The following is a 13965-nucleotide window of genomic DNA, read 5'->3' on the forward strand; positions in this document are numbered from 1 at the left end:
GATGGATCACGACCTGGGTAGCTTCCCCAGGCCGGTGCTCGCCGCGCTGGCTGCCGCCGAGCGGCTGCTGACCCGCCGGTCGGGAGCAGGCGTGGTGCTGGCCGATCCCGAGGACCTCGGCGGGAGCGACCGGTCCGTGGTGGCGCGCGCCCGTGTGGCCCGCAACCCGTTCTCCCTGCCGCGCACGCTCGTCGTCAAGCACTACCTCGCCGAGCCGGACCCCGACCGGCCCGACCCGTTCCACTACGAGGTGGCCAGCTGCCAGCTGTTCACGGCGCTGCCCGAGGACTCCCGGCCGAGCCCCGTGCTGATCGCGCACGACCCGCAGAGCCGGCTGCTCGTGCTCGAGGACCTCGGGCGCAGCTCCACCCTGGCCGACAAGCTGTTCGGACCCGACCCGGCCGCAGCCCAGCGCTGCCTGCTCAGCTGGGCGCGCGCGCTCGGGCGGATGCAGGCTGCAACGGCGGGCCGGGAGAACGACTTCGGTGCCCTGCTGCGGCGGCTGGGAGAGCGGGCGTGGCGCGACCCGATGGCCGAGGAGGCGCGGGTCGCGCTGGCCAAGGTGCCCGGGCTGCTCGCGCAGGACCTCGGTGTCACGGTGCCCCCCGCGGCCGTCCTGGAGGCCCACGAGACCGCCCGGCTGCTCGGCGGCACCCGGTACCGCGCGTTCAGCCCGTCCGACACCTGCCCCGACAACAACCTCGTCACCAGCCGCGGGGTGCGGTTCGTCGACTTCGAGTGGGGCTGCTTCCGCGACATCGCCCTCGACGCCGCCTACTTCCGGGTGCCCTTCCCGGGGTGCGAGGCCAGCTTCTCGCTGCCGCAGGGGATGGCCGCCGCGATGCTCGAGGCCTGGCGCAACGAGATCGCCGCCGTGTGGCCGGACCTGGACGACCCGGACCGGCTCGAACACCGGCTGCTCCACGCCCAGCTGCTGTGGGTGTGGCTGTGCACCTGGTGGTTGCTGCCCCGGATCCGGGTGCGCGACATGCCGGTCGGCCCGGACGCCACGCGGTCCCCTCGGATCAGCACCGCGCTCGGCCACTACTGGCGGGAGATGGCCACCGCGGCGGCCGACGGCGGGCTGCCCGCCACCGCCGAGCTCGGCGAGGCGGTCGCCGCAGCCCTGGGCGAGCGGTTCCCGGACGCCCCCGGCACCCTGCCGGTCTACCCGGCGTTCCGGTCGGTGGCGTAGCCGCCGGCCACGACCGCAACGCTCGTGATCGTCGTGAAACCTCCGTTCCTGCTGTCGCGAGGACGGCGAGGGGCATCTCGCGGCGATCATCGCGGTGGTGATCGTCGTGAGAGTGCGGTTGTCGTCGTTGGGGTGCAGGGAGGGGTATCTCGCGGTAGCGATGAGACCCGTCGCCGGCGGCGGCCCCGGTGTCGCACTCCACCTCCCACCGCGGGCTCTTGCCGCAGCCGCTGGTCAGGGCACCGATCGTTCCCCGAGCTGCCCACGCCCCGTCACCCGTCGCACACCGCGGAGGAGCCGACGCAGGTGATCGTGGCGGGGTGACAGTGCAGCCCCTGCTCGCACCCACCGTTCCCTCCGCGCCCCGTCCGGTCCGCACCCTCGTCACGCTGGGCGACTCCACGCCCGTCGGGCTCGGCGACCCGCTGCCCGGCGGCGGCTGGCGCGGGTTCCCCGTGCTGCTGCGGGCCGCCCTCGGCGCCGGCACGCTGGTCAACACCGCGGTGAGCGGCGCCAGGACGGCCGACGTGCGCAGGTCCCAGCTGCCGGCGGCGCTCGCGGCCGGCCCGGACGTCGCGGTGCTGTGCGTCGGCATGAACGACACGCTGCGCTCCGACTTCGACCCCGTCGCGCTGGAGATCGACTGCGCGGCGGCCGTGCACGCGCTGTGCACCCGCGGCGTGCACGTGCTGATGCTGCGCTTCCACGACCACACGCGGGTGTTCCGGCTGCCCGGCCCGCTGCGGCGGGCCCTGCAGCGGCGCATCACGGCGCTCAACGCGGCGACCGATGCGGTGGCGGCCACCGACCCGGCCGGGATCTCCGTGCTGGACCTGGACCGGTTGCCGGGCGGGTACGACCCGGCGGCGTGGGCGGTCGACCGGCTGCACCCGTCCGAGCGCGGGCACCGGCTCCTCGCCGCGGCGTTCGCCGACCTGCTCGCCGAGGCGAGGTTCGCGGTGCCGCACCCGGTGAGACTCACGTGCGGGGGCGGGCGCGAGGTGACGGCGGCGCACCGGGCGGCGTGGCTCGTGGCGAAAGGCGTGCCGTGGTTGGTGCGCCGCGGGCGCGACCTCGGCCCGGTGATCGTCCAGGGACTGGTGACGGAGCTCCGCGGCGCGGTCGGCTGACCTCGGCCGCGAGCCGCGCTGCCGGATGTGCGCAACTCGTGCACCACTTCGTGCCGACTCGCCCGCCACTTCGTGCCGACTCGCGGGTGGACGGTCAGGCGGCGGGGCGCAGCGGGGTCGGCGGCGCCGGGGCGTCGGTCGAGGCCACGGCGAGCTGCGCCTCGATCCGCCACAGCTGCGCGGGTGCACGTCGGGCAGATCCACGTCACCGAGCCGTCCACCTCGTGCTGACTGCTCCAGGCGAGGCCGTGCGCGTCGGCGGGAGTGCGGGCGAGGGAACAGAGGGGGCAGGTGCCCATGTCCCCGAGCCTGGCCCACCCGCTTTGCCGCGCTGTGAACCCGGCGCAAACTTCCACGATGCGTGGGCGTCCGACTACCGGACGTCCGCGCGCAGGCCCCGCAGGAACCGGTCGATGCGCACCAGCGCCTCCTCCAACAGCGGCAGCGCAGTGGCGTAGGAGCAGCGCACGTGCCCCTCGCCGGACGGGCCGAACACGTTGCCCGGCACCACGGCGACCCGCTCGGCCTGCAGCAGCCGCTCGGCGAACGTCTCCGAGTCCAGCCCCGACGAGCGGATCGACGGGAACGCGTAGAACGCGCCACCGGGCTCCGGGCAGTCGAGCCCGATCTCGCGCAGCCCCTTCACGAACACCCGTCGGCGCCGGTCGTAGTCGGCGACCATCGCGTCCACGTCGTCGTCCGGCCCGGACAGCGCCTCCACGGCCGCGAGCTGCGACACGTGCGGGGCGCACAGCATCGTGTACTGGTGCACGCGCACCGCGAGCGCGGTGATGGGCTCCGGCGCGCAGATCCAGCCGACCCGCCACCCGGTCATCGCGTGCGCCTTGGAGAACCCGCCGAGCACGACGGTGCGGTCCCGGGCGCCGGGAAGCGAGCCGAGGCTGGTGTGCGAGCCGGTGTAGGTGAGCCGGTCGTAGATCTCGTCGGAGACGAGGTACAGGTCGTGCTGGTCGGCCAGCCGGACGAGGCCCTCGAGCGCGGCGCGCGGCTGCACGGCGCCCGTCGGGTTGGCGGGCGAGCCGATGAGGATCGCCTTGGTGCGGGGGGTGATCGCGGCGGCCACGACGTCGGGGTCGACGGCGAACCCGTCCTCCCACTGCGTGGGCACCCGGACCGGGGTGCCGCCGGCGAACGACACGCACGGCTCGTAGGCGACGTAGCAGGGCTCGGGGACGATCACCTCGTCGCCGGGGTTCAGCAGCACCCGCAGGGCGAGGTCGAGCCCCTCCGACACCCCGGTGGTGATCACGCACTCGGTGCCCGGGTCGTACGTGGCGCCGTAGCGGGCGGCCAGGTCGGCGCAGATCAGCTCCCGCAGCCGCGGCAGCCCGGCGTTGGAGGTGTAGGTGGTGTAGCCGTGCTCCAGCGCGTAGATGCCGGCCTCGCGGATCCGCCACGGCGTGACGAAGTCGGGCTCGCCGACACCGAGGGAGATGACGTCGTCCATCTCCGCGGCGATGTCGAAGAACCGCCGGATGCCCGACGGCGGGCACTCGGCGATGACGGTGTTGAGCTCCTTCACCGTGCCATCCTCATGGGGTCACCGGCAGCCGGTGGTCGGGCTCGGGGTCGATGAACGTGTCGCCGTCACGCTTGTAGGTCTTGAGCACGAAGTGCGTGGCCGTGGCCTGCACGCGGTCGATCGTCGACAGCTTCTGCGAGACGAAGTCCGACACCGCCCGGATGCTGCGCCCGATGACCGTGCAGCGCAGGTCATGGGTGCCGGAGACCAGGTGGACGCTGCGCACCTCGGCGAACCGCGCGATGCGCTCGGCGACGTCGTCGAAGCCGACTCCGCGGGCGGGTGAGAGCGACACGTCGATGAACGCCGTGACCTCCTCGAGGCTCGGGTCGTCGGTGACCCGGTCCCAGTCGACCACCGCCTTGTAGCGGCGGATCACCCCGGCCGCCTCCCAGGTCGCGATCGCCTCGCTGACCTCGGCGACCGGGAGGCCGGTCATCGTCGCGATGGTGTCGTGGGAGAGCTGGGCGTCGCGCTCCAGCAGTTCCAGGATCTGCCGCACGGCCCGACCCTACGACGCAGCGACGGGTGCCTCACACCAGGCCGCGGCGAGTCGGTGCACACCTTCGCGCAGTGCCGCCTCGGGGTTCGTGGCGAAGCTCAGGCGCGCGGCGGTATCCAGCGGCCGTCCGACGGCGAACGCCGCGCCCGGGACGAACCCGACCCCGTGCCGCAGTGCCCGCGGCAGCAGCTCCCCGGTCCGGGTGCCGTCGGTGAATTCCAGCCAGCAGAACATCCCGCCCTCGGGCTCGGAACAGTCGACGGCGTCGCCGAACGCCTCCCGGACGGCCGCGGTGACGGCCGCCGCCCGGTCCCGCAGCGCGGTGCGCAGCCGGTGTAGGTGGGCGTCGAACCACGCGGTGTCGGCGAACAGGTCGGCCGCGACGGTCTGGGTCAGCGTGGACGCGCACAGGTCCGTGCACTGCTTGAGGCGCTCCACACCCGCGCGCAGGTCGCCCGGCCCGACCAGCCAGCCCACCCGCAGGGCGGGTGCGAGGACCTTCGAGGCGCTGCCGAGCCGGACCACCCGGTCGCCGTGCGCCGCGACCGGCGGGGGCGGTGGGCCGGCGAACCCGATCAGCCCGTAGGGGTCGTCCTCGACCACGAGGAAGCCGTACCGGCCGGCGAGCGCGGCCAGCTGCGCGCGCCGGGCCGGGGCGAGCGTCGCGCCCCGCGGGTTCTGGAAGGTGCTGACGGTGTGCACGAGCCGCGGGCGCAGCCCCGCCGCGAGCCGCGCGGCCAGGGCGTCGACGTCCATGCCGTCGGTGTCCATCGGGATGCCGTGCACCGCGGCGCCCGCGGCCTGGAACACCTGCAGCGCCCCGACGTACACCGGGTCCTCGACGACCACGGCGTCACCGGGGTCCAGGACGGCACGGGCGAGGAGGTCCAGTGCCTGCTGGGAACCGCTGGTGACCAGGACGTCGTCGGCGGCGACGGGGCGGCCGACGCGCTCGGCCTCCAGCGCGGCGACGACCTCCCGGAGCCCGCGGAGCCCGGCCGTCTCGCCGTACTGCACGCTGTTCGGGTCGCGCAGTGCGGCGGAGGTGGCGGTGGCGATCCGCTCGTGGGGGAGCAGGTCGGTGGCGGGCAGCCCGCCCGCGAGGGAGATGACGTCCTCGCGCGCGGTGAGCGCGAGCAGGTCGCGGATCGCCGACCCGCGGACCTCGCGCAGCCGGGTGGACAGGGGGACGGTGACGGTCACGGGACACCTCTCGCAGGGTCGTTCCGGGGACGGGCCGGCACGGTGTGGCGCCGGCGCGTCGTCGTCCTGGGTCGACAGGGCGAGCGGGGCGGCGCCGCTCGGTTGCGGCGGCGCCGATGCGAGGAGTCTGCCGTGCGCGTCCTGCGATACGGAACCCGTTTCCCGGATCGTGAGAAGCGAGTCAGCGGGGCCTCAGCGGCGGGTCAGCGCATCGAGGTCCACGGCGACGAGGTGGCCTGCGACCTCGAGGGTCGCCCGCCCGGTGTGCTCACCCGACAGCTCGTACGCCTCGTCGACGAGGACGTGGGCGAGCAGGGTGGCGGGCTCGTCGAGGTCGACGATCCAGTAATGCGGGATGCCGGCCTCGGCGTACTCGGCGAACTTCAGAACCCGATCGATCTTGCGGCTGCCATCGGACAGGATCTCGACCGCGAGCAGGACGTCGGCCGCCGAGCAGCGGGCGGGGTCGTCGTCGAACAGGTCCGCCCGAGTCACGATCACATCGGGCACCCGGATCGTGAGCGGCGCCTCGGCGATGACGACCTCGACCTCGGTCACGGCTGCGAGTTCCGAAGGTAGTTGCTCGTCGAACCGGTACCCGAGTCGCATCCCTGCCCTCTGGTGCCGGAAGACGGGGCGGGGAGACATGACGAGGACCCCTTCTCCGATCTCGAGCCGGATCGCCGAATCCTCCGGTAGCGCCTCCCACTCCTCGAGCGTGAGCAGGTGGTTCGGCCACGACACGGTCATCGCCGTCTCCTTTCCGCAGACGCCGTCATCGTCGCACGGTGCACCGACGGTTCCGCGCCGACAGTTCCGCGCCACGCGGCCGCCGGGTGCTCCGTTAGGGTTCCCGGCCGTGGCGTCACCCGATCTTGCGACGGCCGTCGATCCCCTCGTTCCGACCGGGTTCCGGCAGTGGTTCGGCCGGCTGTTCGGCGTGCTCGCGCGGAGTGGTCCGGCGCTGGTGGTCGTCCAGCTGGTGGCGCTCGTGCCGGTGCTGCTGTTCGGCGCGGTCGTCACGGCGGGGCCGGCGGCCGCGGCGACCCCGGTGGTGGTCGTGCCCGCGATGCTGCTCTGCTCGGCGGCGTGGGTGCTCGCGCAGGCGGCGGCGGTCCACATGGCGATCCGGCAGGCGGCCGGCCGGGGCGTCGCGGTCGATGCCCTGGTGCGCGCCGTCGCCACCCGGGCGCTGTCGATCCTCGGCTCGACCGCCGTCGCGCTCGTCGTGGGGGTCGCCGCCGCGGTCACCGGGATCGGCGGGATCTACGCGAGCCTCGTGTTCGTCGGCGCGTTCGCCGGTGTGGTCGTCGTGGAGCGGGCGGGCATCCGGCGCGCGTTCGCGCTGGTCAACGTGGCCCTGTGGCCCACGGCGGCCCGGCTGCTGCTGCTCAAGGGGGCCGCCTTCGGCTACCTGCTCGTGGTGATCCTTGTGCTGCTGCCCGACGGACCGCAGTCGTTCGCGGGTGCAGTGGCGTACACCGTGCTCACCCTGCCGCCGACGCTCGTGTTCCTCGCGGCCGCCGTCGTCACCTACGCGGAGCTGCGCCACCACGAGAACCCGGCGGTCAGCACCATGAGCCTGGCGGCCGAGTTGGAGCGCTGACGCACGGGTTTGGCAGGCTGGTCGGTCATGGAGCCCGACGGACTGTTCGACGTCGACGAGCCGCCGCCCGCCGCGGAAGGTGAGCGCCCGTCGGCCACTGCCCCGCTGGCCGTGCGGATGCGGCCGCGCACGCTGGACGAGGTGGTCGGGCAGGCCCACCTGCTGCGCCCGGGCGCCCCGCTGCGGCGGCTGGTCGAGGGCGGCGCGGCGGCATCCGTGCTGCTCTACGGGCCGCCCGGCACCGGGAAGACGACGATCGCGCGGCTGCTCGCCGGCGTCGGTCACCGGCACTTCGTGGCGCTGTCGGCGCTGTCGTCGGGCGTGAAGGAGCTGCGCGCGGTCATCGACGACGCCCGTCGGCGCCGGGACCGGATGGACCAGCAGACGGTCCTGTTCATCGACGAGGTGCACCGGTTCTCCAAGACCCAGCAGGACGCCCTGCTCGGGGCCGTGGAGGACCGCCTCGTTCTGCTCGTGGCCGCGACCACGGAGAACCCGTCGTTCTCGGTGGTGTCGCCGCTGCTGTCGCGGTCGCTGGTGCTGCAGCTGAAGTCGCTGACCGACGACGACGTGCGCGAGCTGCTGCGCCGCGCGGTGGCCGACCCGCGCGGCCTCGGCGCCGCCGTGGAGCTCGCGCCCGACGCCGAGGACGCACTCGTGCGGCTCGCGGGCGGGGACGCGCGCCGGGCCCTCACCGCGCTCGAGGCCGCGGCGGACGGGGTGGTCGGCACCGGTGCCACGCGCATCGACGTGGCGGCCGTGGAGCGGGCGGTCACCGAGGCGACGGTGCGCTACGACCGGCAGGGCGACCAGCACTACGACGTCATCAGCGCGTTCATCAAGTCCATCCGCGGCTCCGACCCGGACGCCGCGCTGCACTACCTGGCCCGGATGCTCGTGGCGGGGGAGGACCCGCGGTTCATCGCCCGCCGGCTGATGGTGCACGCGAGCGAGGACATCGGCCTCGCCGACCCCACGGCCCTGCAGGCGGCGGTGGCCGCGGCGCAGGTGGTGCAGCTGGTCGGGCTGCCGGAGTGCCGGATCGCGCTGGCCCAGGCCACGGTGCACCTGGCGACGGCACCCAAGTCCAACGCGGTGATCGCCGGGATCGACGCGGCGATGGCCGACGTGCGTGCGGGTGCCACGGGCGCCGTGCCGCCGCACCTGCGCGACGGGCACTACGCCGGGGCGCAGAAGCTGGGCAACGCGGTCGGCTACCGGTACCCGCACGACAGCCCCGACGGGGTTCTGACCCAGCAGTACCCGCCGGACGCGCTGGTGGGCCGCGACTACTACCGGCCCACTGCGCGCGGGGCCGAGCGGACGCTGTCCGAGCGCCTGCCGAAGCTGCGGCGGGCGGTCCGCGGCCAGGGCTGAACACCGGGCGCCCGTTCGCGGCTCAGGCACCTCGTCGGGGCTCGCGCTCCCCGGGTGGGCTCGGGCGACCCGTCGGCGGGGTGCGTCGGCGGATACGGGGTGTGGGAGCGGGTGGGTCAGGGGCGCCAGGCCGGGTCGCGCCCGAGCAGGGCGAGCGTCCGCTCCCACGACCCGGCCTCCCGCAGCGGGACGGGCGGGGCGAACGGCGCACCCGGCGCCTCCCGGGCCGCGTCCGCGGGCACCTGCTCGGCCACGCGCAGGGCGGCCGCGACGAGATCGTCGTCGAACTCGACCGGCGCGCCGAGTGCCACGCCCACGTCCCAGCCGTGCACAAGCGTGTCGACGAGGTGGAAGCCGGCGACGTCGGCGAGCGGGAACCGGGCACCGAACTCCGCAAGCAGCACGGGGCGATCCGGGTCCGCGGCGGCGAAGGCGGCGACGACGGCGGCCGCGCCGGCGGCGTGCGCCGCGGCCGGGTCGCTGCCGACCGGGCGCGGCGCGAAGGCCTCCCGTCCCACGTCGGTACCGATGGCGGCCGCGAACCCGTGGTCCTGGCCGATCATGTGCTCGAGCAGGGCGCGCACGTCCCAGTCGGCGCAGGGGGTGGGCCTGGCCAGGTCCGGCGGGCGCACGCGACCCACGATCGGTCCGACGGCGGTGACGACGCGGCGGTGGAGCTCCAGAATCATCTGCATGCGCAGATCGTCTACCGCCGTTTACTATTTGTCGAGCGCTATCGTCCGCGCATGACCGGGCAGCAGTACGACCTCGGCGCGTCCTTCGCGCGGCTCGGCCGCGCGATGATCGAGGCGGAGACGCCCGTGCTCCGGGCCCACGGCCTCGAGATGTGGGACTACGCCGTGCTCGGCGCGCTCGAGCACGGCCCGGCCCCGACACAATCCGAGCTCGCCGCGACGGTCGGGCGGGACAAGACGCGGCTCATCCCGATCCTCGACCGACTCGAGGCCCGGGCGCTGCTGGCGCGGACTCCGGACCCCGCCGACCGCCGCAACCGTGTCGTCGCGCTCACCGCCGCCGGCCGTGCCGCCGTCGCGTCCTGCCGGACGGGCATCCGGGCGGTCGAGGCCGACCTGCTGGCCGGGTTCACCCCCGCGGAGCGCCGGACGTTCGTGGCCGTGCTCGAGCGACTCGTCGAGTCGGTGGGCTCCCGGGCGTAATCCGCGTTCCACCGCGAAACCCCCGGCGTGGTCGCGCGCCGCCGAAGCGCCTCGGAAGAGACCATTGACCCGGAATAACTTCTGCCGTAGAACTTAAGCGGCCGAGACCTGAGTCACTGCCGACCCACGGCGGCGACCACGACGACGTGAACCGGAGCCCCCATGTCCTCCTTCTCCGAGAGCCCCCTGCACCTGCGGGCCGCGGGCGTGAGCCTCGTCCTCACGACGGGCGGCCACCGCCTCCCCGCAGTGCTGCACTGGGGTGCCGACCTCGGTGAGCTGACCGACGGCGACCGCGCCGGGCTGGCCGCGGCGGCGGTCCCCGCCACGGCCCCGAACGACCCGGACGAGGTGCCCCGCGTCGGCGTGCTGCCCGAGCACGCCGACGGGTGGAACGGCAGGCCCGGTCTCGCCGGCCAGCGGGCCGGGCAGGCCTGGTCCCCGCGCTTCGTACTCACCGCGCTGGAGGTCGAGCGTTCCGCCGACGGCGGCGGCCTCGTCGACGCCACGGGCCGCGACGCCGACGCGGGGCTGGAGCTGCGCCTGGAGATCGAGCTGCTGCCGTCCGGGCTGCTGCGGCAGCGGGCCACGGTCACGGCGGCGGCCCCCGCCGAGGTCCCGTTCGTGGTCGACGCACTCGCGCTGGCACTGCCGGTGCCCGCCGTGGCCACCGAGGTGTTCGACCTGGCCGGGCGTTGGGGCCGCGAGCGGTCGCCACAGCGCCTGCCGTTCGTCGTGGGCGTGCATTCCCGGGAGAACCGGCGCGGCCGCACCGGCCCCGACGCGCCGCTGATCCTCGCCGCGGGCACCGCGGGCTTCGGCACCCGCTCGGGCGAGGTGTGGGCCGTGCACGTGGCCTGGAGCGGCAACCACGTCACCTACGCAGAGCGGGTGTCGTCCGGCGCGGCCCTGCTCGGCGGCGGCGAGCTGCTGCTGCCGGGTGAGGTCTCCCTCCGAGCGGGGGAGTCCTACGCCGGTCCCTGGGTGTACGCGGCGCACGGCACCGGCCTCGACGGCATCGCGGAGCGCTTCCACACCCACCTGCGGTCGCGGCCCCACCACCCGCGCCTGCCACGCCCGGTCGTGCTGAACACGTGGGAGGCGGTCTACTTCGACCACGACCTCGACCGCCTCGTCGAGCTCGCCCGCCTCGGCGCGGAGATCGGGGTCGAGCGCTACGTCCTCGACGACGGGTGGTTCCGCCAGCGGCGGGGCGACCACGCCGGGCTCGGGGACTGGTACGTCGACCCCGACGTGTGGTCGCGCGGGCTGCACCCGCTGATCGACGAGGTGCGCGCCCTGGGCATGGAGTTCGGGCTGTGGGTGGAGCCGGAGATGGTGAACCCCGACTCCGATCTCGCCCGCGCCCACCCCGAGTGGATCCTCGCCACCGGCAGCCGCATGCCGATCACCTCCCGCAACCAGCAGGTGCTCGACCTCGCCCACCCCGAGGCCTACGCCTACATCCTGGAACGGCTCGACGCGCTGCTCACCGAGTACGCGATCGCCTACCTCAAGTGGGACCACAACCGCGACCTTCTCGACGCGGGGCACGGCCCGCTGGGCACGCCCGGGGTGCACGCCCAGACGCGCGCGGTGTACCGGCTGCTCGACGAGCTGCGCCGCAGGCACCCCGGTGTCGAGATCGAGTCGTGCAGCTCGGGCGGCCTGCGCGTCGACCTCGAGATCCTCGAGCGCACCGACCGCGTGTGGGGCAGCGACGTCATCGACCCGTTGGAGCGCCAGCAGATCCAGCGCTGGACCGCGCAGCTGCTGCCGCCCGAGCTCGTCGGCTCGCACGTCGGCGCCCCGCGCTCGCACACCACGCACCGCACGCACGCGCTCGGGTTCCGGGCCGGCACCGCGCTGTTCGGCTCGTTCGGCATCGAGTGGAACATCGCCGACGCCACCGACGAGGAGCGCAAGGACCTCGCCGACTGGGTGCAGCTCTACAAGGAGGTCCGCGGCCTGCTGCACACCGGCACCATGGTGCGGGCCGAGCAGCACGACCCGTCGTTCGCGCTGCACGGCGCGGTGGCCGCCGACGGCGCCGCCGCGCTGTTCGCACTGGTCCAGCTCGCCACACCGTTGGCGGCGGTGCCCGGGGCGCTGCGGTTGCCCGGCCTCGACCCGGACCGGCGCTACCGCGTGACGGCACAGGCACCGGGCGACGCGCCGGCGACGCGCCACGCGACGCCGCCCGCATGGCTCGCCGACGGGGTCGTCGTGCCCGGCCGGGTGCTCGCCGAGGCCGGGGTGCGCGCGCCCGCCCTGCACCCCGAGCAGCTCCTGCTGCTGCGGGCGACGGCGACGGACGCGCTCAGTGCGGACGCGCTGAGTGACGACATCCGATGACCACCACCACCGTCCGCGCAACGGCCGCCACCGCGAGCAGCGCGCCGACCGCGGTGCCGCGCCGAAGGGTCACCCGCGACACCTGGGTGGCGTTGGGGTTCCTCGCCCCGACGCTGTTCGGGTTCGCCCTGTTCTACTTCTGGCCGTCGCTGCGCGGGCTCTGGCTGAGCCTCACCGACTACAGCTTCTTCGCCGAGAGCTCCTTCGTCGGGTTCGCCAACTACCAGCGGTTGCTGGCGGACGAGACGTTCTGGAACGCCATGCTGGTCACGGTCGAGTACGTCGCGCTGAACATCGGCTTCCAGACCGTCTTCGCGCTGGGCCTCGCGGTGCTGCTGCACCGGCTCACGCGCTCCGTCGTCATCCGCGGCCTGGTGCTGATGCCCTACCTCGTCGCGAACGTCGTCGTCGCGCTGCTGTGGTTCTGGATGCTCGACGCGCAGATCGGGGTCGTGAACCAGGTGCTGGCCGCGATCGGGCTCGACCCGGTGGCGTTCTTCGGCAGCGAGACCTGGGCGATCCCGACGATCGCGTTCGTCAACACCTGGCGCCACCTCGGCTACACCGCGTTGCTGATCTTCGCCGGGCTGGTGATGATCCCGAAGATCCTCTACGAGGCGGCCAAGGTCGACGGGGCCGGCGAGTTCCAGATGTTCCGGCGCATCACCCTGCCGCTGCTGCGCCCGGTGCTCGCCCTCGTGCTCGTGATCACGATCGTCGGCTCGTTCCAGGTGTTCGACACCGTCGCGGTCACCACCCAGGGCAAGCCGGGCGACGCCTCGCGGGTGATCCAGTACTACATCTTCGACCTCGCCTTCCAGCGCCTCGACTACGGCTACGCCTGCGCGGTGTCGGTGGTCCTGCTCGTGATCCTGGCCGTCATCGCCTTCGTGCAGCTGCGGCTGATGCGGGCGAACGAGTCGGACCTTTCCTGATCGGACCCTGAGGAGCGCCCTGCCATGACCACCGTCGACATGACCGCTCCCGCCCGCGAGGCCGGCCGCTTCTCCCCGGGCCCGATGCTCGCATGGGCCTGCCTGCTGGTGATCGTCGGGATCACGCTGTTCCCGTTCTACTGGATGCTGCGCACCGCGCTGTCCAACGGCACGACGCTCGCGACGGCGGGCACCTCGTGGCTGCCGGTGGACTTCACCTGGGGCGCGTTCCGGCGCGTGCTCGGCCTGGCCACGGTCGCCGAGGCGCAGGCCGAGGGCGGCACGGGGGCGTCCGTGGACTTCTGGGTCTACCTGCGCAACTCGGTGCTGGTGGCCGGACTGATCACGCTCGGGCAGGTGTTCTTCGGGGCGATGGCCGCCTACGCGTTCGCCCGGATGCGGTGGCCCGGGCGGGACGTGGTCTTCTTCGTCGTCCTCGTCGCGCTCATGGTGCCGCCGATCTTCACGCAGATGCCGAACTTCCTGCTGATGCGCGACCTCGGGATCCTCAACACCTACGCCGCGATCGTGCTGCCGTTCTTCTTCATGACGCCGTTCGCCGTGTTCTTCCTCCGCCAGTTCTTCCTCAACATCTCCCACGAGATCGAGGAGGCGGCCCGGCTGGACGGCGCGGGCCACATCCGCACCTTCTTCCGGATCATCGTGCCGATGAGCTGGGGCCCGATCACCACGCTTGCGCTGCTGCAGTACGTCCAGGCGTGGAACGAGTACTTCTGGCCGCTCCTGGTGGCCGGCGAGCGCAGCGTCCGCACGCTGACCGTCGCGCTCGGGGTGTTCCGGGCCCAGACCCCACAGGGCAACCCGGACTGGCCGGGGCTGATGGCGGCCACGCTGATCGCCGCGATCCCGGTGCTCCTGCTGTTCATCGCCTTCGGTCGCAAGATCGTCGACTCCATCGGCTTCTCGGGGATCAAGTGATG

At 73.8% G+C, this 13965-nt stretch carries 13 protein-coding genes; 8 read left to right on the forward strand and 5 right to left on the reverse strand.

Annotation, left to right across the window (positions count from 1 at the left end; all coding sequences use genetic code 11):
• The first annotated feature begins 1 nt into the window (after position 1).
• Together KME75_RS06265 and KME75_RS06270 are read left to right on the forward strand one after the other, a co-directional pair.
• Positions 2-1195 carry a hypothetical protein gene (locus tag KME75_RS06265; RefSeq protein ID WP_219413575.1) on the forward strand — a complete coding sequence of 398 codons (1194 nt, stop codon included), beginning with the start codon at positions 2-4 and terminating at the stop codon, positions 1193-1195.
• Between the two features lie 320 nt (positions 1196-1515).
• Positions 1516-2325 (forward strand): GDSL-type esterase/lipase family protein, encoded by an 810-nt coding sequence (locus tag KME75_RS06270; protein WP_219413576.1) that lies wholly within the window; start codon positions 1516-1518, stop codon positions 2323-2325.
• Positions 2326-2698: 373 nt separating this feature from the next.
• On the opposite strand, the gene KME75_RS06275 is transcribed toward KME75_RS06270, so the two are convergent.
• The 4 genes from KME75_RS06275 to KME75_RS06290 all read right to left on the reverse strand — a co-directional run bounded on the left by KME75_RS06275 (position 2699) and on the right by KME75_RS06290 (position 6323).
• Entirely contained in the window at positions 2699-3868 is a 1170-nt protein-coding gene (locus KME75_RS06275) for an aminotransferase class I/II-fold pyridoxal phosphate-dependent enzyme (protein WP_219413577.1), read from the reverse strand.
• A gap of 10 nt (positions 3869-3878) precedes the next feature.
• Positions 3879-4370, reverse strand: a complete 492-nt coding sequence (locus KME75_RS06280; protein ID WP_219413578.1) for an Lrp/AsnC family transcriptional regulator — start codon at positions 4368-4370, stop codon at positions 3879-3881.
• 9 nt (positions 4371-4379) lie between these two features.
• A complete protein-coding gene (locus KME75_RS06285; RefSeq protein ID WP_219413579.1) occupies positions 4380-5573 on the reverse strand; it encodes an aminotransferase-like domain-containing protein in 1194 nt (397 codons plus the stop codon).
• A gap of 192 nt (positions 5574-5765) precedes the next feature.
• Entirely contained in the window at positions 5766-6323 is a 558-nt protein-coding gene (locus KME75_RS06290) for a Uma2 family endonuclease (protein WP_219413580.1), read from the reverse strand.
• Positions 6324-6432: 109 nt separating this feature from the next.
• Between KME75_RS06290 and KME75_RS06295 the strand changes: the two genes are divergently transcribed.
• Positions 6433-7179 (forward strand): hypothetical protein, encoded by a 747-nt coding sequence (locus KME75_RS06295; RefSeq protein WP_219413581.1) that lies wholly within the window; start codon positions 6433-6435, stop codon positions 7177-7179.
• 27 nt (positions 7180-7206) lie between these two features.
• Positions 7207-8556 carry a replication-associated recombination protein A gene (locus tag KME75_RS06300; RefSeq protein WP_219413582.1) on the forward strand — a complete coding sequence of 450 codons (1350 nt, stop codon included), beginning with the start codon at positions 7207-7209 and terminating at the stop codon, positions 8554-8556.
• A 116-nt stretch (positions 8557-8672) separates the two neighbouring features.
• On the opposite strand, the gene KME75_RS06305 is transcribed toward KME75_RS06300, so the two are convergent.
• Positions 8673-9251, reverse strand: coding sequence for a TIGR03086 family metal-binding protein (locus KME75_RS06305; RefSeq protein ID WP_219413583.1), 579 nt, complete (start codon positions 9249-9251; stop codon positions 8673-8675).
• Between the two features lie 51 nt (positions 9252-9302).
• Here KME75_RS06305 and KME75_RS06310 point away from each other — a divergent pair, with 51 nt between their 5' ends.
• The 4 genes from KME75_RS06310 (at position 9303) to KME75_RS06325 (ending at position 13963) form a co-directional block, all read left to right on the forward strand.
• Complete coding sequence (locus tag KME75_RS06310) at positions 9303-9734, forward strand: MarR family winged helix-turn-helix transcriptional regulator (RefSeq protein ID WP_219413584.1); 432 nt, start codon at positions 9303-9305, stop codon at positions 9732-9734.
• A 162-nt stretch (positions 9735-9896) separates the two neighbouring features.
• Positions 9897-12089: an alpha-galactosidase gene (locus KME75_RS06315; RefSeq protein WP_219413585.1), complete on the forward strand. Its 2193-nt coding sequence runs from the start codon at positions 9897-9899 to the stop codon at positions 12087-12089.
• Positions 12086-13024, forward strand: coding sequence for a carbohydrate ABC transporter permease (locus KME75_RS06320; RefSeq protein WP_219413586.1), 939 nt, complete (start codon positions 12086-12088; stop codon positions 13022-13024). Before KME75_RS06315 ends, KME75_RS06320 begins: the two co-directional genes overlap by 4 nt.
• 24 nt (positions 13025-13048) lie before the next feature.
• On the forward strand, positions 13049-13963 hold the full coding sequence (locus KME75_RS06325; protein WP_219413587.1) for a carbohydrate ABC transporter permease: 915 nt from the start codon (positions 13049-13051) through the stop codon (positions 13961-13963).
• Positions 13964-13965: the final 2 nt, after the last annotated feature.

Source organism: Pseudonocardia nigra (assembly GCF_019396355.1).
Taxonomy (GTDB): domain Bacteria; phylum Actinomycetota; class Actinomycetes; order Mycobacteriales; family Pseudonocardiaceae; genus Pseudonocardia; species Pseudonocardia nigra.